Origin of the sequence: Pantoea sp. 22096, assembly GCF_052045955.1 — a bacterium.
Taxonomy (GTDB): Bacteria; Pseudomonadota; Gammaproteobacteria; order Enterobacterales; family Enterobacteriaceae; genus Pantoea; species Pantoea alfalfae.
Map to the genome: position 1 here is coordinate 95,882 of NZ_JBQEPW010000006.1, position 20,457 is coordinate 116,338.

General features: G+C 55.7%; 20 protein-coding genes and 1 pseudogene. 6 read left to right on the forward strand and 15 right to left on the reverse strand.

Annotated elements, in window-relative coordinates:
• Window positions 1–486 carry an Hcp family type VI secretion system effector gene (locus ACTJKZ_RS17730; protein ID WP_440829891.1) on the forward strand — a complete coding sequence of 162 codons (486 nt, stop codon included), beginning with the start codon at window positions 1–3 and terminating at the stop codon, window positions 484–486.
• Window positions 487–1,291: 805 nt separating this feature from the next.
• Here ACTJKZ_RS17730 and asd read toward each other — a convergent pair.
• Window positions 1,292–2,401, reverse strand: a complete 1,110-nt coding sequence (asd, locus tag ACTJKZ_RS17735; protein WP_161735516.1) for an aspartate-semialdehyde dehydrogenase — start codon at window positions 2,399–2,401, stop codon at window positions 1,292–1,294.
• 217 nt (window positions 2,402–2,618) lie between these two features.
• On the opposite strand from asd, the gene ACTJKZ_RS17740 reads away from it, so the two are divergent.
• The 3 genes and pseudogenes from ACTJKZ_RS17740 to ACTJKZ_RS17750 form a co-directional block, all read left to right on the forward strand.
• Window positions 2,619–3,212, forward strand: coding sequence for a YhgN family NAAT transporter (locus tag ACTJKZ_RS17740; RefSeq protein ID WP_013359324.1), 594 nt, complete (start codon window positions 2,619–2,621; stop codon window positions 3,210–3,212).
• Window positions 3,213–3,391: 179 nt separating this feature from the next.
• A complete protein-coding gene (locus ACTJKZ_RS17745; protein ID WP_440829892.1) occupies window positions 3,392–3,817 on the forward strand; it encodes a hypothetical protein in 426 nt (141 codons plus the stop codon).
• Window positions 3,814–4,110: pseudogene (locus ACTJKZ_RS17750) on the forward strand (DUF805 domain-containing protein); the annotation flags it as partial. The gene ACTJKZ_RS17745 and the pseudogene ACTJKZ_RS17750, both read left to right, overlap by 4 nt.
• Window positions 4,111–4,154: 44 nt before the next feature.
• Here ACTJKZ_RS17750 and gntU read toward each other — a convergent pair.
• The 4 genes from gntU to ACTJKZ_RS17770 all read right to left on the reverse strand — a co-directional run bounded on the left by gntU (window position 4,155) and on the right by ACTJKZ_RS17770 (window position 7,968).
• On the reverse strand, window positions 4,155–5,495 hold the full coding sequence (gene gntU / locus ACTJKZ_RS17755) for a gluconate transporter (protein WP_008926287.1): 1,341 nt from the start codon (window positions 5,493–5,495) through the stop codon (window positions 4,155–4,157).
• Between the two features lie 2 nt (window positions 5,496–5,497).
• Window positions 5,498–6,034, reverse strand: coding sequence for a gluconokinase (gene gntK / locus ACTJKZ_RS17760; RefSeq protein ID WP_161735522.1), 537 nt, complete (start codon window positions 6,032–6,034; stop codon window positions 5,498–5,500).
• Window positions 6,035–6,174: 140 nt separating this feature from the next.
• Window positions 6,175–7,170: a gluconate operon transcriptional repressor GntR gene (gntR, locus tag ACTJKZ_RS17765; protein ID WP_161735524.1), complete on the reverse strand. Its 996-nt coding sequence runs from the start codon at window positions 7,168–7,170 to the stop codon at window positions 6,175–6,177.
• Between the two features lie 102 nt (window positions 7,171–7,272).
• A complete protein-coding gene (locus tag ACTJKZ_RS17770; RefSeq protein ID WP_440829893.1) occupies window positions 7,273–7,968 on the reverse strand; it encodes a pirin family protein in 696 nt (231 codons plus the stop codon).
• A 348-nt stretch (window positions 7,969–8,316) separates the two neighbouring features.
• Between ACTJKZ_RS17770 and ACTJKZ_RS17775 the strand changes: the two genes are divergently transcribed.
• Complete coding sequence (locus ACTJKZ_RS17775; RefSeq protein ID WP_161735528.1) at window positions 8,317–8,811, forward strand: GNAT family N-acetyltransferase; 495 nt, start codon at window positions 8,317–8,319, stop codon at window positions 8,809–8,811.
• A 330-nt stretch (window positions 8,812–9,141) separates the two neighbouring features.
• Here ACTJKZ_RS17775 and ggt read toward each other — a convergent pair whose 3' ends face one another.
• Complete coding sequence (gene ggt, locus ACTJKZ_RS17780; RefSeq protein WP_161735530.1) at window positions 9,142–10,893, reverse strand: gamma-glutamyltransferase; 1,752 nt, start codon at window positions 10,891–10,893, stop codon at window positions 9,142–9,144.
• A 208-nt stretch (window positions 10,894–11,101) separates the two neighbouring features.
• Between ggt and ACTJKZ_RS17785 the strand changes: the two genes are divergently transcribed.
• A complete protein-coding gene (locus tag ACTJKZ_RS17785) occupies window positions 11,102–11,389 on the forward strand; it encodes a DUF2756 domain-containing protein (RefSeq protein WP_161735532.1) in 288 nt (95 codons plus the stop codon).
• On the opposite strand, the gene ugpQ is transcribed toward ACTJKZ_RS17785, so the two are convergent.
• From ugpQ to livH, 9 genes are all read right to left on the reverse strand, one after another.
• Complete coding sequence (gene ugpQ, locus ACTJKZ_RS17790) at window positions 11,386–12,129, reverse strand: glycerophosphodiester phosphodiesterase (RefSeq protein ID WP_161735534.1); 744 nt, start codon at window positions 12,127–12,129, stop codon at window positions 11,386–11,388. The two genes, ACTJKZ_RS17785 and ugpQ, sit on opposite strands and share 4 nt — an antisense overlap.
• A complete protein-coding gene (locus tag ACTJKZ_RS17795; protein WP_440829894.1) occupies window positions 12,126–13,199 on the reverse strand; it encodes a sn-glycerol-3-phosphate import ATP-binding protein UgpC in 1,074 nt (357 codons plus the stop codon). The genes ugpQ and ACTJKZ_RS17795 overlap by 4 nt, the downstream gene beginning before the upstream one ends.
• Window position 13,200: 1 nt before the next feature.
• Entirely contained in the window at window positions 13,201–14,046 is an 846-nt protein-coding gene (ugpE, locus tag ACTJKZ_RS17800) for a sn-glycerol-3-phosphate ABC transporter permease UgpE (RefSeq protein WP_440829895.1), read from the reverse strand.
• Complete coding sequence (ugpA, locus tag ACTJKZ_RS17805) at window positions 14,043–14,930, reverse strand: sn-glycerol-3-phosphate ABC transporter permease UgpA (protein ID WP_010253295.1); 888 nt, start codon at window positions 14,928–14,930, stop codon at window positions 14,043–14,045. Before ugpA ends, ugpE begins: the two co-directional genes overlap by 4 nt.
• Window positions 14,931–14,983: 53 nt before the next feature.
• A complete protein-coding gene (gene ugpB, locus ACTJKZ_RS17810) occupies window positions 14,984–16,300 on the reverse strand; it encodes a sn-glycerol-3-phosphate ABC transporter substrate-binding protein UgpB (RefSeq protein WP_440829896.1) in 1,317 nt (438 codons plus the stop codon).
• A 439-nt stretch (window positions 16,301–16,739) separates the two neighbouring features.
• Window positions 16,740–17,453, reverse strand: a complete 714-nt coding sequence (gene livF, locus ACTJKZ_RS17815; RefSeq protein ID WP_013359341.1) for a high-affinity branched-chain amino acid ABC transporter ATP-binding protein LivF — start codon at window positions 17,451–17,453, stop codon at window positions 16,740–16,742.
• A gap of 1 nt (window position 17,454) precedes the next feature.
• Window positions 17,455–18,222: a high-affinity branched-chain amino acid ABC transporter ATP-binding protein LivG gene (gene livG / locus ACTJKZ_RS17820; protein ID WP_013359342.1), complete on the reverse strand. Its 768-nt coding sequence runs from the start codon at window positions 18,220–18,222 to the stop codon at window positions 17,455–17,457.
• Complete coding sequence (locus tag ACTJKZ_RS17825) at window positions 18,219–19,490, reverse strand: high-affinity branched-chain amino acid ABC transporter permease LivM (RefSeq protein ID WP_161735544.1); 1,272 nt, start codon at window positions 19,488–19,490, stop codon at window positions 18,219–18,221. The genes livG and ACTJKZ_RS17825 overlap by 4 nt, the downstream gene beginning before the upstream one ends.
• Window positions 19,487–20,413 (reverse strand): high-affinity branched-chain amino acid ABC transporter permease LivH, encoded by a 927-nt coding sequence (livH, locus tag ACTJKZ_RS17830; RefSeq protein ID WP_009087789.1) that lies wholly within the window; start codon window positions 20,411–20,413, stop codon window positions 19,487–19,489. The genes ACTJKZ_RS17825 and livH overlap by 4 nt, the downstream gene beginning before the upstream one ends.
• Between the last annotated feature and the right edge of the window lie 44 nt (window positions 20,414–20,457).

Here is a 20,457-nt window from a genome sequence, read left to right on the forward strand (position 1 = left end):
ATGTCAATTCCTGCTTATATGTGGCTCAAAGATGATGGCGGCGCTCATATTAAAGGCTCCGTTGATGTCCAGGATCGTGATGGCAGCATTGAGATTGTGGGTTTCAGTCATAGGCTGAATATTCCTGTAGACAGCGCCAACGGCAAGATTACCGGCAAGCGTTCACACTCACCGATGATGATTGAAAAGGAGTTTGATAGCTCCAGTCCTTATCTGTACAAGGCGGTGGCGACGGGTCAGACGCTGCAAAGTGCGGAAATCCGCTGGTACAGAATCAACCATGCCGGTCAGGAAGAGTGTTACTTTGTTATGACTATCGAGGGGGTAAAGATTACCGGTGTGAATCCCGGCATGCCAAATGCTAAAATGTCAGGTAATGCGCAAATTAATCATATGGAATCGATATCCATGATGTATGACAAAATTACATGGCGTTATGTTGATGGAAATGTGCAGTATACGGATGACTGGAATGTACGGGCATAGCGCATCGGAAAGAAAAGCATGGCTGAAAAGGATTAATTAAAAAAAGGATTAGCTGAAAATCGCCGTGAATTTTACCCACTGGTGCAGTCGTAAAGTGGTACGCCAGTATCAGTGGGTAGTCGTTATAATAAAAAATAATCCAGAAACTTCATTAATTAAAAAAACAATCAAGCCAGTAACAGCGCAAACTTTCTTTAACTTTATTCACCCTGTAAAAACACAGCGCTAACATAATAAAAATTAGCAAGTCATTCTTTTTTGAACATCATCACACTTTAGATATTAAGCGATTAAGCAATCCTGACTGGAAATGAAAAAATAAACAATCATATTAAAAGTGGTTGGAAAATAACTTTCAAGAAGCGAGGTTTATTTTATGTCTAACGTTTATGTAGAACCACAGCCTACCGGACGCCCGGAAGGATCAGCGATCACACATTATACCGTCGAATATGCTGGAGGTCAGAGTATTGATGGATTGAATCATTCAACTCAAGACAGCGCAATTCAGGCAGCCAAAAAGGCAGGCCATAATCCGCTAGTCGCCCGAGTAAGAAATACCAGCAAAGGCAATCCTGATCACTGGCGCTCTGCCTGATAATGGCAATAGAGACATAAAAAAGCCCCTTGAGGCTTTTTTAAGTTATACCCGCTCATAACATTGCATTTAATTTTAACTAAACAAAAAGCCCGCAACCATCAGTAATGATTACGGGCTTTCACATAGCGACCAGGCGGTTAGCCGATCCATTGTTTCATCTGATCGGCATTGATTATCAATCCGCCCTGTGGCGATGTTTGCTGTTTAGTTGGTTAACAACCGCAGCATGCGACGCAGCGGTTCGGCTGCGCCCCATAACAGCTGATCGCCCACCGTGAAGGCGGAGAGATATTCCGGCCCCATATTCAGTTTACGCAAGCGGCCAACCGGTGTGGTCAGCGTGCCGGTAACAGCGGCTGGCGTCAGTTCACGCATCGTCAGCTCGCGATCATTCGGCACCACTTTGACCCACTCATTGTGAGAGGCCAGCAGTTGCTCAATTTCAGCCAGCGGCAGGTCGCGTTTCAGCTTCAGCGTAAAGGCCTGGCTGTGGCAGCGCAGCGCCCCGACGCGCACGCACAAGCCATCAACCGGAATGACTTTAGAGGTGGCGAGGATCTTGTTGGTCTCCGCCTGGCCTTTCCACTCTTCGCGGCTCTGGCCGTTATCCAGCTGCTTATCAATCCATGGAATCAGGCTGCCTGCCAGCGGTACGCCGAAGTTGTCGGTTGGTAAAGTGCCGGAACGGGTAAAGTCGGTCACGCTACGCTCAATGTCGAGAATGGCCGAAGCCGGGTTCTGCAACGCAGGCGCAACGTGATCGTGCAGCATGCCCATCTGGGTCAGCAGTTCGCGCATGTGGCGCGCGCCGCCGCCAGAGGCTGCCTGATAGGTGGCAACCGAGGCCCACTCCACCAGATCCTGCGCAAACAGGCCGCCCAGCGACATCAGCATGAGGCTGACAGTACAGTTACCACCCACAAAGGTTTTGATGCCACGGTCGATGCCCTGGCGAATCACCGCATGGTTGACCGGATCGAGGATGATGATGGCATCATCTTTCATGCGCAGCGTAGAGGCCGCATCAATCCAGTATCCCTGCCAGCCGCTGGCGCGCAGCTTTGGATAGACGTCACTGGTGTAGTCGCCGCCCTGGCAGGTGATAATGATATCCAGCGCGCGTAGCGCTTCAATATCAAACGCATCCTGCAGGGTGCCCTGCTGTTTGCCCGCAAACGCGGGTGCCGCCTGACCATGCTGCGACGTCGAGAAGAAGACCGGATTGATTGCATCAAAATCACGCTCTTCACTCATGCGGGACATCAGCACTGAGCCGACCATGCCGCGCCAACCAACAAAACCTACATTCTTCATGTCGTGTCCGTCTAAGGCAGTTACACCTGCTTTTCATTTCAGAGGAGAGAGCGGCGTGCTATTTTCACGCCGCTCTGCGTAATAATAGGATTTACCTGTGTCCCCTCACTCTACAAAATGCAGGCCGGGTAGCAAGTGAATTAATTCGATTACGCTAACTTTTTCAGCAGCGTAACTAATAACTCCGCTTTTTCGCGAACAACATGGCGCAAAACCGATGACTGAAATGATTTCGGCAACAATATTATTGTTGTTAATTATGGATCCGCTGGGCAATCTGCCGATTTTTATGTCGGTTTTGAAGCATCTGGAGCCGAAACGGCGGCGGGTGGTGCTAATCCGCGAAATGCTGATTGCCCTGATCATCATGCTGCTGTTCCTGTTTACCGGCGAACGCATCCTGGCGTTTTTAAATCTGCGCACCGAAACAGTGTCGATTTCCGGCGGGATCATCCTGTTTCTGATCGCCATCAAGATGATTTTCCCGTCGGCTGAAAGCAGCAGTTCTGGCTTACCGGCGGGTGAAGAGCCGTTCCTGGTGCCGCTGGCGATTCCACTGGTGGCCGGGCCATCGCTGCTGGCCACATTGATGCTGCTGTCGCATCAGTATCCGCATCAGATGTCGCATCTGGTAGGCGCGCTGCTGATCGCCTGGGGCGTAACGGTCGCTATTCTGCTGATGTCAGGTCTGTTCCTGCGTCTGCTGGGCGATAAGGGTGTGAATGCGCTGGAACGTCTGATGGGATTAATACTGATTATGCTGGCCACCCAGATGTTCCTGGATGGCATTCGGGCTTATCTGAAGTTATAAGCGCGCCTTTGTCCTTTTACACTGACAGGCAGGCAGCCGCATCAGTTCAGCCTGTTTATCACATAGTTACGGCATTGAAATGAACAATATTATTTATATAATGCTGTAAAAAAGGAGATATCTATGGCGGGTAGTATCGAAAGTTAGATACAGCGTCTGAAAACCCGGAGGGAAATGCAATGAGGTTGTTATTACCCTTTTTCTTCGGCGCGCTCTATCTGATAACAGGTTACGTCTCCCTTCAGGAAGTCCTGGAGTATGCCAGCAGCGGCCATTCAGGGGTGATCACAGATATGCGCAGTTATCTGGTTGCCCCACTACTCTGCGCGTTGCTCTGGCTACTGGTTTATCTGGTAGCCTGGTGGGATTTCAGAAAAATTGCCGCCCTGTCCGTGGCTAAAGAAACAGTTTTTCAGGCGCTATTCTTTCTGGCAAATATACTCTGTTTAGCTGGCCTGACCGTATTATCTGTCCCGAGCCAGAAAGCGGCGCTGAATGACGTGCAACTGATGCAAGTTGACGTCACTGATTTGGCCTGGGTTTACTTGCTTGCCGCCGCTATCACGCTGGTTGTTTTTGCTCTGATAAGAAGAAAATGGGCATGAACAGGCTGCTGCAAATTATCAAAAGCTGTCTGCTGCGCACGTTTAACTATGAAGGGCGTGAAGGAAGGACGAGCTATTTTATTTTCCTGCTGTTTCAGCTGGTCTGGTTCTGCTGTTATCTGCAATGGTTTACCGGGCCAGAGCATGAAATAAGCTTAATCGCGCTGCTGCTGTTTGTTTTGCCTCTATTTTCCTGCGGGGTGAGAAGAATAAATGACGCCGGCTATTCACGCGGCGTCATTGCCCTTTTGGTAGTGGCACCTTATCTGCTGTTCCCTTTTTTACTCTTCCCCGGCTCGCGGGAAAAAACTGACGGGCAGATAGCCCGTCGGGTTGGTCAGGAAAGCAGTTCGAAAGCAATCATTCCAACAACTGCACCCACGGTGCCGAGAATGGTCTCCATCAGCGTCCAGGTCTTCAGCGTTTCCGCTTCGCTGGCTCCGGTGAAGCGGCCAAACAGCCAGAACCCGGCATCGTTCACATGGCTGATAATAATCGAGCCACCGCCGATGCAGATCGACAGCGCCGCCAGCTGAGCACCGCTGTAATGCAGCGGTTCAATCACCGGCATGATTAAGCCGACCGTGGTCAGACAGGCGACCGTCGCCGACCCCTGAATCACCCTCACCGCGCCCGACAGGATAAAGCAGGCCAGCGCAATCGGCAGGCCCGCGCCGGTCAGCGCATTGCCCAGCACCGGGCCGACGCCGGAATCCACCAGCACCTGCTTGAACACGCCGCCTGCGCCAATCACCAGCAGGATAATCCCGGCCGGTTGCAGCGCGCTGCCGCACACCTGCATCACCCGCTCTTTATCCATACCCTGACGGTAAGCCAGACCATAAATCGCGACCAGCAGCGCCAGCAGGATGGCGGTGAAAGGATGGCCGATAAATTCCAGCCACTCATACAGCGTGGTGCCTTCGGTTGTGAAGCGTGCGCCGATGGTTTTCAGGCCGACCAGCACCAGCGGGAACAGAATCAGTGAGAGGCTGAAGCCAAACGACGGCAGTTTACTCTCATCAACATCCGGCTGATGATCTTCCGGTGGCGCACTGAACGTCACGTGATTGCCGATGAAGTTGCCAAACAGCGGCCCGGCAATCAGCATGCCCGGGATCGCCGCACAAAGACCCAGCAAAATCATCCAGCCAAAGTCCGCGTGCATCTGTGAAGCCAGCAGCATCGGAGCCGGTCCGGGCAGCAGGAACGCCGCCGACGCGGCCACACCGGCAAACAGCGGAATGACCAGCTTCACCAGATTGCCACCAGTTCGCCGCGCCACCGCAAACGCGATGCTGATCAACAGCACCACCGCCACCTCAAAGAAAAGCGGCAGCGCGCAGATCAGACCGGCAATGCCCATCGCATAATGGGCGCGGCTCTGACCAAAGGTTTTCAGCATCCGGATCGCGATTTGATCCACGGCGCCGGTTTCATGCAGGATTTTGCCGAACATTGCGCCCAGTGCAACCACAATGGCGAGGAAGCCGAGCGTGCCGCCCATCCCCTTCTGCATGGTTTCCGCGATTTTGTTCAGTGGCATGCCGGAGAACAATCCGGCACCGATGGAGACTAACATCAGCGCGACAAAGGCGTGCATCCGTGCCTTCATCACCAGAAAAAGCAGCAGCAGGACGGAGCCTGCTGCGGTCAAAACGAGTGTTGCGGTATTCATCTCTAACCCTGGCTGATAGCGTCCTGAATAGTTGCAACCGTAGCCGCTACCACCTCGTCCAGTGAATGCGCGATATCCACGACCAGGACATCCGGCTCGTCCCGCCCTGGCTCTTCCAGCGTGGCAAACTGGGTTACCAGCATCTGCGGCTTGAAGAAGTGGCCCTTACGCGCCTTCAGGCGGGCTTCGATGGTGTCAAAATCGCCTTTCAGGTAGACAAAACGCAGGTTGTCATTGCCCTGACGCAGAATGTCGCGATAACTTTTTTTCAGGGCTGAGCAGACAATGATGGAGATCGCCTGGGTCCGCTGCATGGCAAATGCGGCATCATTCAGCGCCTGTAACCACGGCTGGCGATCGCTGTCATCCAGCGGATGACCATCGGCCATCTTCAGGATATTGGCGCGCGGGTGGAGAAAATCACCGTCAAGAAAGGCTGTATTCAGCTGGTGAGAGACCTGGTTGGCGACAGCAGACTTTCCGCTGCCTGAAACGCCCATCAGGATAAAAACGTGATGCGACGGGGATTGCGTTGTCATTTTTCTGCTCCGGCAGGTGAGAATTTGCCAATGTTACCGATAACAATGTCGTTTCTCATTCTCCTGGCCGGTTAACAGCCTGGCAACCTTTTTACCAGGAAAAGCATAAAAGTGTGAGCTGACTCATAAAAACATCACAATCAGATGCTGCCACCTTCACTGATCTCAAAACCGATATCCCGAAGCGGATTATCACTGTTCTCACCGGCAATACGCGCCAGCAACATCGCCGCCGCTTCACGCCCCATGCGGTCGCGTGGCGTCAGCACGGTCGCCAGCTGTGGTGTGACGACCTGACTGATATCATGGCCGTGAAAACCCGCAATCGCCATCTGAATGGGTACCTGCAATCCCTGGCGCTGACACTCAAACATCGCGCCGACCGCCAGGTCATCATTGGTACAGAACAGGCTATCCGTTTCAGGATAGAGACGTTGCGCCTCACGCAGCAAATCGCCACCGGCGCTGAATGATGAGGCATCTTCCATCATCACGCTGTGCGGCGTCAGACCCGCTTCGTGCATGGCGATTTCATAACCGCGCTGCTTTTGCAGCGTACGTTCATCAAGGCGTGCGCCAAGATAGACGGTGTGACGATGGCCTTTACTGAGGATCGCCTGCGTCATCTGCCGGGCCGCTTCGACGTTATCAAAGCCGACCGCCATATCCAGGCAGGGTGTAACGCTGTCCATCACCTCAATCACCGGAATACCGGCCACTTCCAGCATACGCAGCGTGCCTGGCGTATGGGTGCGTTCGGTGAGGATAACGCCATCAATGTTCCAGCCCAGCAGCGAGCGCAGTTGCAGCTCCTCTTTTTGCGGGTTGTAACCAAAGTGGGCGACCAGCGTCTGATAGTTGGCTTCGTCAGTGACGGCTTCAATGCCGCGCAATACGTCAGCAAAAACCTGGTTAGTGAGTGATGGCAGCAGTACGCCGATGGCACGGCTGGTAGCGTTAGAAAGCATATCGGGGGCGCGATTGGGGATATAACCCAGCTCATCCAGTGCCACTGCAATCTTGTCCCGCAGGGCAACAGAGACCTGCTCAGGATTACGCAGGTAACGGCTGACGGTCATTTTTGTAATGCCGACGCGATCGGCAACATCCTGTAATACCGGTCTTTTCTTCTTCATCGTAGCGCCTGGGATCGCCCTGAAAGCTAAAGTACGATGAGTCTATCACTTTTCTGTCACAAAATTCCTAACCGGGCGCGACGAGTCGCGCCCGTTATCTGCTTAGACGGGTGGCAGATCAAATAGCAGAACTTCGGCAGCCGAGCTGGCTTCAATCGTCAGCGCGCTTTCGTCCCAGATCGCCAGGGCGTCGCTGGTGTTAACTGCGTTGCCGTTAACGGTAACATCACCTTTCACGACCTGAATCCAGATACGGCGTCCCGCATCAATCGCGACGTTATCCTGCTCACCGGCAGCCAGTACCCAGCGCGATAAGGTCATGTCCTGATAAACTTTCAGCGATCCTTCACGGGCATCGGGGCTTAACACCAGCTGACGTCCCTGCACATCCGGGAAGCGGCGCTGATCGTAGCGTGGTTCAATGCCGGTGCGCTCAGGAATGATCCAGATCTGATAGAGGTGCAACGGCTCGCTTTCGCTGGCGTTGTACTCAGAGTGACGTACGCCGGTGCCGGCGCTCATGATCTGGAACTCCCCTGCCGGGATCTGCTCTTTGTTGCCCATGCTGTCATGATGCTCAACCGTACCGGAGAGCACGTAGGTCAGAATTTCCATATCTTTATGCGGATGGGTGCCAAATCCCTGACCGCCATCGATCACATCTTCATTGATGACCCGCAGCGCGGAGAACCCCATGAAGTTCGCATCGTGATAGCTGGCGAAAGAGAAGGTATGCCAGCTATCCAGCCAGCCATGGTTTGCGTGACCGCGTTCTTCAGCTTTGCGTACATAGATCATGTTCAAATCTCCTCAATGTTTTTTATAGTGTGTCCCTGAGGCGGTTTGATTGATAGCTGAAAAACTTCACGCCTCTTTTCAAATTCATTGAATGAGTGCGACGCAGTGGCTGAAAAGGATTGAAGGAGTGCAGGCAAAAAAAAGCCAGCATCTAAGCTGGCGAAATAATACTGGAAGCAATGTGAGCAATGTCGTGCTTTTCCAGGCTGTCGGGCGACCTCCCGGAAACGCATAGCAATAATAATCATTATCATTCGCGTCTGTAAAGTTCTTTTCACATTTTTTACCCTGATTAACGCGGTGAATACCTTGATGTTTAAAAGGTTTTTATGGACTAAAGGAGAGACCATGAGTGAAATAGTTGTCCGCCACGTCATGCCAGAAGATGCTGCTGCGCTGCACAGGATTTACAGTCAGCCAGATACCCAGGCCAGCACGCTGCATCTGCCTCACTCATCGCTACAGATGTGGCAGACCCGCCTCGCTACACCACCGCCCCATTCGCATCTGCTGGTGGCCTGTATCGACGAAGAGGTTGTAGGCCAGTGTGCGCTGGACGCAGTAGCACGTCCCAGACGCCGTCACGTCGCCTCGCTGGGGATGGGCGTGGATGAACGCTACCGGCAGCGAGGCGTCGGTACGGCACTCATGCGTGAAATGGTCTCGTTATGTGACAACTGGCTACAGGTGAGCCGAATGGAGCTGACGGTGTTCGTGGATAATGGCCCGGCTATCGCCCTGTATCAGCGTTTCGGGTTTGAGATTGAGGGAACGGCTAAAGGCTTCGCAATGCGACACGGTGAACTGATTGACGCGCATTATATGGCGCGGGTTAAAGCCTGACGTGTGGAAGCAGAAAGAGCACCGAAGGCGCGCTTTCTGCTGATAAACCCTGACAAGGTTCGCTGTCAGTTAGCGGCTGCGCAGGAAACAGGGTCAGATCGGAAAGACGCAAAAGCCGTCATCCATGACATGCTCGGCCCGCGCGATTACGCACCTCATCCATGAGGTGCGCCCGTATCCGGGCCAACGCGTTGCGTTGTTCAAAAACGCTCCCGGCGTTTTTGTCCCAGTCGCGGGACGCTTTCCTCTTCTGACCCAGTTCCCTGCGCGTTAAGCTTATTTATTGCTGTCAGATTCACCCGGGTTTGAGTTTGTCAGCAGTCTCAAATCTCAATAACCCGCACTCAAATCATCGATGCTGCGCGGATCGGAAGCGCCGTAGAGCATGCCATCCGGCCCGATCATGATGCTCTGCGTACTGCCCATCGACGGAAGTACCTTCACATGCTGACCTTTGGTTTCCAGCAGACGCAGCGTATCGGGACTGAAGCCCTTCTCCACCCGCAGCTGATCCGGCAGCCACTGATGATGGAAGCGCGGCGCATTGGTGGCTTCCGCCACATTCATCCCGAAATCGATGCTGTTAACCACCATCTGCAATACCGTGGTGATAATGCGGCTGCCGCCAGGACTGCCGGTCACCAGCCAGGTTTTGCCCCCTTTGGCGACGATAGTCGGCGACATCGATGACAACGGACGTTTCGCCGGTTGCACCGCATTCGCTTCCCCGCCGACCAGCCCGTAGACATTTGGCGTGCCTGGCTTGGCAGAGAAGTCATCCATCTCATTATTCATCAGGATGCCACTCTTGCCCGCCACAATTCCGCTGCCGAAATAGGTGTTAAGGGTATAGGTTACCGCAACGGCATTGCCCTGCTTATCCACCACCGAGAAATGGGTGGTCTGATTACTTTCGTAAGGTTCGAGCTTACCGGGCTTGATCTCGCTGGAAGGGCGCGCCTTTGCTACATCGATCTGCTGCGCCAGGGTTTTGGCATAGGCTTTACTGGTCAGCGCCTGCCACGGTACCTTCACGAAATCGGGATCGCCAAGATATTCCGAGCGGTCCGCGTAGGCATATTTCTCCGCTTCTGCCATCACCTGCATGGCGTCAGCACTGCCAAAGCCCATCTTCGCCAGATCGAAGTTCTCCAGGATATTGAGGATCTGCACGATGTGGATACCACCGGATGACGGCGGCGGCATAGAGAAGACTTCATAGCCACGGTATGTTCCGCTGACAGGCGTTCGCTCGACCGCACGATAGGCCGCCAGATCAGCTTTGTTGATCAGGCCGCCATGCTGCGCCATCTCGCCGGCGATCTCATCCGCGATTTCACCTTTGTAAAACGCATCCGGTCCCTGACGGGCAATCAGTTGCAGGCTGTGGGCCAGGTTTTTCTGCACCAGCCGATCGCCCTTCTGCCACGGCGTGCCGTCCGGTTTATAGAAAATCGCTTTACTGTTCGGATGGGTGATCAACACTTCTTTGCCGTAGGTCTTCAGGTCATCCGCCAGCGCATCGTTGACCGGAATACCGTCACGCGCCAGTTTGATCGCTGGTGCCAGCAGCGTGCTCAGCGGCAGGGTGCCATATTTCTGCGCAGCCAGCGCCAGTCCGGCAACGGTGCCCGGCGTGCCGGAAGCAAGGTGTGACGTCAGCGACAGCTTACTGTCGGCGTTGCCCTGCTTATCCAGAAACATATCGCGCGACGCATGGCCCGGTGCCATTTCACGGAAATCGATAGCGGTCGCGCGGCCAGAGGCAGTGCGCAGCAGCATAAAGCCGCCGCCGCCCAGGTTGCCCGCCTGCGGATGGGTCACAGCCAGCGCAAAGCCCACGGCGACCGCGGCATCTACCGCATTACCGCCCTGACGCAGAATTTCCACGCCCACCTGGGTTGCAAGCGCATCCACCGACGCTACCATGCCGTGCTGCGCTTTTACCGGGTGAAAGGTATCACTGTCCACGCCGTAGGAGACCGGTGGTGCCTGAGTGGGCGCGGCATAAGTGCCTGCCACCATGGTAAAGCTCATCACCAGCGACCAGCTAAGCTGACGCACTGTCTGCTGCATTTTCATCCTGCCACCATCCCATGTTGTTATTTACATTTTTTTATCATTTCTGCAAGTGCCTACAAATACAGCAAAATAACCGGGGTTAAGTCAAATCAGGAATAGATCGGAAAGTAAGGTCTGTGATATCGCGTAAACTTATGGGTGCGACCCTGATATCGGTGTGCGCCGTTGTGCACCCAAAAAACCTGTCGCGATAAAGGAAGGAGCAAAGATGAAAAAGTGGATGATTGTTTTAGCCGCCCTGCTGCCTTTCGCCAGTCAGGCGAACACGCTGAACAGCACCAACGATCCAAATAAACCGGGCTATAACCCGAGCCAGCAGCGGATGCAGTCGCAGATGCAGAGCCAGCAACAGCAGCAACAGCTGAAGCTGCGCCAGGATCAGCAGCGTCAGACGCAGGACATGCAGCGTAAAATGCAGGAGCAGCGCAACAGCGCCCAACAGCGGGTGATAACCACACAGCCGGGCCAGCAGAACCAGAGTCCGAATCAGAACTAATGAAAATCGGGGCCAATGATGTCGATGCTGTCGGTACAGATGGCATCGACGCCCCACGTCAGCAATTCCCGCGCCCGGTCCGGGCTGTTCACGGTATAGACCAGAATCTTCAGGCCCGCACTTTTCAGCTCTGCAACCCGCTCCGCAGTCAGCACTTTATGGTTGAGGTGGATGGATACGCACGCCAGCGCCGTGGTTTTTTCCTGCCACTGTGGATCCCAGCTGTGCGACAGCAGGCCACGCGGCAGCCCTGGCTCGACCTGCATCGCCGCTTCCAGTGCTTCAAAAGAGAACGAAGAGAGCAACGGTGCGGTCTGACCCTGCCACAGGATCGCGGCAGCCTGCGCCACGGCGCGTCCGGTTTCGGCGTCACTGCCGGTGGTCGGTTTGATTTCGATGTTCACCATCATCTGATGCTGACGACAGCGGGCCGCGACTTCATCCAGCCGCGCCAGCTTCTCGCCGGTAAACGCGTTGCCAAACCAGCTGCCCGCGTCGAGCTGCGACAGCTTCTCCCACGGCAGCTGACCCGCGACGCCCCAGCCGTTACTGGTGCGATCCAGCGTGTCGTCATGCAGCAGGAAGATCTGCGCATCCGCCGATAATTTGGCATCAAATTCAATCATCTGATGACCATACTTCGCGCCAGTGTCGATCGCGGCCAGCGTGTTTTCTGGTGCCAGTTTACCGCCGCCACGATGGGCGACGATGCGGGGATAAGGCCAGTGTTGTGTGCTCATTCCAGACGCTTTCCATGAGTTGAATCGAAGAAGTGTAACGCATCTGACGGCAGATGCAGCCACAGCGTACTGCCTGGCTGCGGCCGTTCGCTGTGGGCTAAGCGTACCACCAGTGGCGTGTCACCGATGCGACCATGGGCCAGATTATCGGCACCCAGCATCTCCAGCGTATCGACCCGCAGCGGCACGCCGCCCTGCTCGCGGCTACTGAGCCGGATGTGCTCTGGCCGGATGCCCAGCACCACCGGCCGGTTGGCCCATTTCGCTTTTGTGTCGCTGAGCGTCAGGGCATGCGAGGCGTCGAGGTCAAAGCGCGATCCGTCGCTGCTGAACTGTCCTTTCAGCAGGTTCATGGCAGGCGCGCCGATAAACGAGGCAACAAACTGGCTGGCAGGACGTTCATACACCTCAACCGGCGTGCCAAGCTGCTCGACCACCCCTTTGTTCATTACCATCACCCGCTGCGCCAGCGTCATCGCCTCCACCTGATCATGCGTGACATAGAGGCTGGTGGTCTGTAAGCGGCGATGCAGCTGTTGCAGTTCCAGCCGCATCTGCACCCGCAGGCGGGCATCAAGATTCGACAACGGCTCATCAAACAGAAACACTGCCGGTTCACGTACGATGGCGCGCCCCATCGCCACGCGCTGGCGCTGTCCGCCAGACAGCTCGCGAGGCCGCCGCATCAGCAGGTGATCCAGCTCCAGACTGCGCGCCGTTTCAAGTACCCGCTGGCGAATCTGCTCTTTGCCCATACCGCGGATTTTCAGGCCATAGGCCATGTTCTCCTCCACCGACATATGGGGATAGAGCGCGTAGTTCTGGAACACCATCGCAATGCCGCGATCTTTCGGCTCTTCCTGAGTGACGCGCCGGTTATCGATATAGATATCGCCGGAGGTGACGCGCTCCAGTCCGGCCACCATGCGCAGCAGGGTCGATTTGCCGCAGCCGGACGGCCCGACCATCACCATAAATTCGCCGTCATTGATGGTGACGTTCAGCGGCTGAATGATCTGATTTTTGCCATCGTAGGACTTGGTTACTGCCTGAAGGGTTACGCCTGCCATCTTATTTCTCACTCTCAACCAGACCGCGCACAAAGGCACGCTGCATGACTAACACCATCACCAGCGGTGGGATCAGGGTTAATAACATTGCCGCCATCACTTCGTTCCACTGGGTCGGCGAACCGCTGGAGGAGATCATGCTTTTGATCCCTGCCACCGCCGTGCCGAGGCTGGCGTCATTGATAATCAGCAGCGGCCAGAGATACTGGTTCCAGCCGTAGATAAAGGTGATGACAAACAGCGCCGCCAGATTGGTTTTTGACAGCGGCAGAACAATGTCGATAAAGAAGCGCATCGCGCTGGCACCGTCGATGCGCGCCGCTTCCACCAGCTCATCCGGCAGTGACATAAAGAACTGGCGGAACAGAAAGGTCGCGGTTGCCGATGCCATCAGTGGCAGGGTTAATCCGCTGTAGCTGTCGAGCAGGTTGAGATCGGCAATCACCTGAACCGTAGGAAAGATACGCACCTCTACCGGCAGCATCAGGGTGATGAAGATCAGCCAGAAAAAGAGCGTGCGCAGCGGAAAACGGAACCAGACCAGCGCAAACGCCGACAGCATCGACACGGTGATTTTGCCGAAGGTGATGCCCAGCGCCATGATCATGCTGTTGAGCAGCATCAGGCCAAACGCTGGCCCGCTGCCGTTGACGCCATGGGTCCAGATGCGCGAGATGTTCTCCCACAGGTGCGTACCGGGCACCAGCGTCATCGGCACCTGATAGACCGCCTCGTTATCCAGCGTCGCCGCCACAAAGGCGACATAGAGCGGAAACAGGATAGTGAGCACGCCCAGCACCAGCACGATGTGGCTGAAGATATCCAGCCCGCGTCGATTCTCAATCATTGGTATTGCACCTTACGTTCAACAAAGCGGAACTGGAGCACCGTCAGCCCGATGACCAGCAGCATCAGCACCACCGACTGCGCCGCGGACGAGGAGAGATCCAGACCGGTAAAGCCTTCACGATAGATTTTGTAGATCAGCGTGGTGGTTGCCTGCACCGGCCCGCCGCCGGTCGCGGCATCAATCACCGGGAAGGTATCGAAGAAGGCGTAGATGAGGTTCACCACCAGCAGAAAGAAACTCACGGGCGTGATCAGCGGCAGTGAGAGGTTGAAGAAGCGACGCACCGGCCCGGCACCGTCAATGGCGGCGGCTTCCACCAGCGATTTGGGAATAGATTGCAGGGCGGCAAAAAAGAACAGGAAGTTGTAGCTCATCTGCTGCCAGATTGATGCCAGCACAATCAGGAACATCGCCTGACCGCTGTTTTGCGCATAGTTCCAGTTGTAGCCGATGTGGTTCAGCAGATAGCTGAACAGGCCCAGACCGGGGTTAAACAGAAACATCCACAGCACCGCAGCCACCACAGGCGCAACGGCGTAGGGCAGCAGCAGCAGGGTCTGATAGAGGCGGCGCAGTCGCACCACATAATCCACCAGCGCCGCCAGCAGCAGCGAAAAGACCATGCCGAACACCGTGACCATGCCGCTGAATTTTATCGTGGTCCAGAACGAGTCCAGATAGTAGGGATCGGCAAACAGGCGTCTGAAGTTTTCCAGCCCGACAAAGCTGCTGGAGATGCCAAAGGGGTCGAGGCTTTGCAGCGAGTACCACAGCGCTTCACCGGCAGGCCAGAGAAAGAAGATGGCGGTAATCAGCAGTTGCGGCAGCACCAGAAGATAGGGCAACAGGCTGGTGCGAAAAACCGGACGGGATGAAGACATGGCGTACCTGGCGTCAGAAAAGAGGGGCCAGCCTGGGCTGGCCAGAGGAGAGATTATTTCACCTGCTGCTGAAAGCGGCGCAGCAGTTCGTTGCCGCGTTTCACTGCGTTATCCAGCGCGATTTGCGGCGACTGTTTGCCGGTCCAGACGCTTTCCAGCTCCTCGTCGATCACGGTACGAATCTGCGGCATGTTGCCCAGACGCATGCCTTTGGTGAACGGCAGTGGCGGCTTGTTCATCATCTGGCGGGTCGCAATATCTGCACCCGGATTCTTATCGTAGAAGCCCTGCTGTTTCGTCAGCTCGTAGGCGGCGGTGGTAATCGGCAGATAGCCGGTTTTCTGGTGCCATTCCGCGGCGATTTCCGGTTTAGCCAGGAACTGCATGAACTCGGCCACGCCTTTGTAGGTTGCCGCATCTTTGCCTTTCATCACCCACAGGCTGGCCCCGCCGATCAGGGCGTTCTGCGGTGCATTCGGCACGGTGTCGTCATACGGCATCATGCCGACGCCGAAGTTGAATTTAGCGTAGTGGCGGATATCAGCCAGCGATCCGGATGAGGCGGTAGTGATACCGCAGTCACCGTTGTAGAACTTGGCGGTGGACTCATCTTTGCGGCCAAAGTAGGTGAAGTCCCCTTTTTTGTTCATCGCTTCCAGCAGGTCGATGTGACGAACCTGTACCGGCTTGTTGAACTCCAGCACCGCGTTGAGCCCATCAAATCCGTTGTTCTCTGTCGCCACCGGCAGCGCATGCCAGGCGCTGAAGTTTTCAATCTGGATCCAGCCCTGCCAGCCGCTGGCGTAGCCACAGCTCATCCCCGATTTGCGCAGTGCGGCGGCATCCGTCGCCAGCTCCTGCCAGGTTTTAGGGGGTTGATCCGGGTTAAGGCCCGCTTTTTTGAAGGCATCTTTGTTGTAGTAGAGCACCGGCGTCGAACTGTTGAACGGCTGAGAGATCAGCTGACCTTTGCTGTCGCTGTAGTAGCCCGCCACCGTTGGTACGAACTGCTTTTCATCAAAGGGGATGCCAGCATCTTTGAAAACCTGATGCACCGGCACAATCGCCTTAGAAGCCATCATGGTCGCCGTACCGACTTCATAGACCTGCAGCACCGCGGGGGCTTTGCCGCTGCGCACGGCCGCAATCCCTGCCGCCAGGCTCTGCTCGTAGTTACCTTTGTAGGTCGGAACAATTTTGTAATCGGGATGCGTCTGGTTAAAACGCTGTGCCAGCGAATCCACTTCTTTGCCTAACTCGCCTTCCATAGAGTGCCAGAAAGGAATCTCAGTGGCGGCCATGGCATGGCTGCTGAGTGTCAGACCGAGCAGCACGCTCATCAGGCTACGACGAAAGGTAACGACGGACATAGAATTTTCCTGTGCAGGTAAATACGCGTGAAATCACGGATTTCTGGTTCGCGAAGTAACATGACACGGGGAAATGACGGATTAATAACAGGAAGATGACAGGCGGGTGACAGGCTTTATTGAGAAAAAGAGGACGCTGGCAGCACGGCGGCAAAACGCCTGCGATACCAGTTTTTAGTTACATAAATTGCAGAGCGACTGGAAGCTGAAAATACCTTACTGAGGTTTTCACTTCACTGAAGTCGAAGGCCGTCGGCGGCTCCACTCAAACCAACACTCAAGGCCGTCAGCGACACATTCCGCATCACTTTCAAAGGCCGTCGGCGGCGCAGCCAGGTTGCGGGCGGACAGCGCGCAGCCACCGGAGCGTACACGTAGTACGTGAGGATGGCGAGCACTGCCCAACCGGAACCTGGCAAGTAAGCCAGGCCGTGCCCCATCAGGCACCTAAGTAAGCGCTGCGGACGGCTTCGTTTGATAGGAGCGCTGCACCGCTATCTTCGAGCACGACATGCCCGTTCTCCAGCACATAGCCCCGATCAGCCAGCTTCAGCGCCTGATTGGCATTCTGCTCCACCAGGAAAATCGTCATCCCTTCGCTGCGCAACTGCTCAATCGTGTCGAAGATCTGCTGAATAATGATCGGTGCCAGTCCCAGCGACGGCTCATCCAGCAACAGCAGGCGCGGCTGGCTCATCAGCGCACGGCCAATCGCCAGCATCTGCTGTTCGCCGCCTGACATCGTCCCGGCACGCTGGATTTTACGCTCCTCCAGCCGTGGAAAGAGTTCATACACGCGCTTAATCCGCGTCAGATACTCCGGGCGGCTGGCAAAAAAGCCGCCCATCGCCAGGTTCTCTTCCACCGTCATGCGCGAAAACACCCGCCGTCCCTCTGGCACGATGGCGATCGCTTCACGCATGATGCGCGCCGTTTGCCAGTCGGTAATGGCTTTGCCATCAAAAGTGATGGTGCCCTGGGTCGCGCGCGGCTCGCCGCACAGCGTGCCCAGCAGCGTGGTTTTTCCGGCGCCGTTAGCGCCAATCAGGGTGACGATTTCGCCCTGATTGATATAGAGACTAACGTTGTGCAGCGCCTGAATTTTGCCGTAGTGAGCGCTGACGTTCTCAATGGTTAACATCGCATTTGCCATCTCAGGCCTCTCCTAAATAGGCACGAATGACATCCGGATTATTACGAATCTCCTCCGGCGTTCCGTTAGCCAGCGGCGTTCCCTGATTAACCACGTAAATACGGTCAGAAATACCCATCACCAGCTTCATATCATGTTCAATCAGCAGCACCGACACCTTGTGTTCACCACGCAGTTCCGCAATCAGCGCGTCCAGCTCGTGGGTCTCTTTGGGGTTAAGACCCGCCGCCGGTTCATCCAGCATCAGAATCTCCGGGCGCGTCACCATACAGCGCGCAATCTCCAGACGGCGCTGCTGACCATAGGCCAGATTGCCCGCCTGACGGTTCGCCAGATCCAGCAGACCCACCCGCTCCAGCCAGGTCGCCGCACGATCCAGCGCCTCGCTCTCACTGCGGCGAAACGCCGGGGTTTTCAGCAGGCCGGAAAATACGCCGCTTTTCAGATGCTGATGCTGCGCGACCAGCAGGTTCTCAATCACCGTCATCTCACGGAACAGACGCACGTGCTGGAAAGTCCGCACGATGCCCATCCGCGCAATCTTCTGGCCCGGCAACCCTTCCAGATGCTGCTCACGCAGTTTGATCGTGCCACCGGTGGGTTTGTAAAAGCCGGTCAGGCAGTTGAACACGGTGGTTTTACCGGCACCGTTGGGACCAATCAGTGAAACGATCTCCTGTGGACGCAGCTCCAGTGCCACATTGTTCACGGCTAACAGACCGCCGAAGCGCATCATCAGGCCTTCAACGGCTAATAAAGGCTGAATCATGCCTGTTCTCCTTGTTTACCGGTTCTGAGCTTCAGATGCGGACGCTTCATCGGCAACAGGCCCTGCGGACGCCAGATCATCATCAGCACCATCAGGCCACCCAGCACCAGCATGCTGTATTCATTCAGGTCACGCATCAGCTCGCGTGACACCACCAGCAGAATGGCGGCCAGAATGACCGCAAACTGCGAGCCCATCCCGCCCAATACCACAATCGCCAGCACAAAGGCGGACTCGACAAAGGTAAAGGATTCCGGGCTGACAAAGCCCTGACGCGCCGCGAAGAGACTGCCGGCAAAACCGGCAAACGCGGCACTGATGGTAAAGGCAGTCAGCTTGATGCGGGTCGGACTCAGGCCCAGTGAACGACAGGCAATCTCATCTTCGCGCAGCGCTTCCCAGGCCCGGCCCAGCGGCATCCGCAGCAGCCGGTTGATCACGAACAGCGTCAATACCACCAGCAGCAGCGCCACCAGGTAGAGGAAGATGATGCGGTCGCTGGGATCGTACTTCAGCCCAAAGAAGTTATGGAAGGTATCCCAGCCGCCTTCACGGGGCGTACGGCCAAACTCCAGACCAAACAGCGTCGGTTTCGGGATCTGGCTGATGCCATTCGGCCCGCCGGTCAGGGCGGTATTGTTCAGCAGCAGAATACGCACGATCTCACCGAAGCCCAGCGTCACAATCGCCAGATAGTCGCCGCGCAGTCGCAGCACCGGGAAGCCCAGCAGCAGACCAAACAATGCAGCGACCATGCCGGAAAGCGGCAGGCATTGCCAGAAGCCAAGACCGTAATAGTGATTCAGCAGCGCAAAAGTGTAGGCACCGATGGCGTAAAAGCCGCCATAACCCAGTACCAGCAGGCCAGAGAGACCGACCACCACGTTTAAGCCCAGACCGAGCATCACATAGATCAGCGTCATGGTGGCGATATCGACGGTGCCGCGTGACACCAGGAATGGCCAGGCAATGGCGGCGATAATCATCACTGCCATCACCAGCTTCTGCTTTGGCGTCGAGCCATCCAGGCCAGGCAAAACCAGCGCCGGACCGGAGATTTTCTTCAGGCCGCTTTGCCACACCGGACGCAACAGCTGGAACAGAAACACCACCGCACAGCCTGCGGCGATCCAGTTCCAGCGCACGCTACCCGCGTTCTGCACTACCAGATTCGTGCCGTCCAGATTCAGGCGCAATCCCATAAAAAAGGTGGCAAGCACCAGCAGCATCACCGACGAGATCAGGGCATTGATAAAGGAGATCTTCATACTTTTTCAACCTCCGGGCGACCCAGAATCCCGGTCGGCATCACCAGCAGCACCACAATCAGCAGGGCAAACGAGACCACATCTTTATATTCCGTGCTGAGATACGCAGAAGTCAGCGCTTCAGCGATGCCCAGTACCAGGCCGCCAATCATTGCGCCCGGAATACTGCCAATTCCGCCCAGCACCGCGGCGGTAAAGGCTTTCATGCCCGCCATAAAGCCGATGAAGGGGTTGATCGACCCATAGAACTGGCCCAGCAGCACGCCTGCGACTGCCGCCATCGCGGCACCGATCACAAAGGTCAGCGAGATCACGCGGTCGGTGTTAATCCCCAGCAGGCTGGCCATTTTCAGGTCTTCAGCGCAGGCGCGACAGGCGCGGCCCATACGGGAATAGCGGATAAAGGTGGTCAGCGCCAGCATCGCCAGGAACGTCACCACCCAGATCACAATCTGCATGGTAGAAATCGTGGCGGCAAACCCGTTGCTCTCGCCTACCGTCCACTGTCCGGTGATCAGGCTCGGCAGCGCCAGGTCGCGTGAACCCTGCGTCAGGCTGACGTAGTTTTGCAGGAATATCGACATCCCGATGGCGGAGATCAGCGCAATCAGGCGCTTGGATGAACGCACAGGCCGGTAGGCGACGCGCTCAATGCTCCAGCCGTAGGCGCTGGAGATAATCACCGCCATCACAAAGCCAGCAGCAATCATCAGCCAGGTAGTGTCGATGCCCATCATCATCAGGGCGGCGATCACGATAAAGGAGACATAGCTACCGATCATGTAGACCTCGCCGTGGGCGAAGTTGATCATGCCGATAATGCCGTAAACCATGGTGTAACCGATGGCGATCAGCGCGTAAGTGCTACCCAGGGTCACACCGTTAAACATCTGCTGAATAAAATAGAGGAACTGCTCGGACATACCTTGACCCTTACTTAACCGATCGCAGGCGATCGGGGTACAAA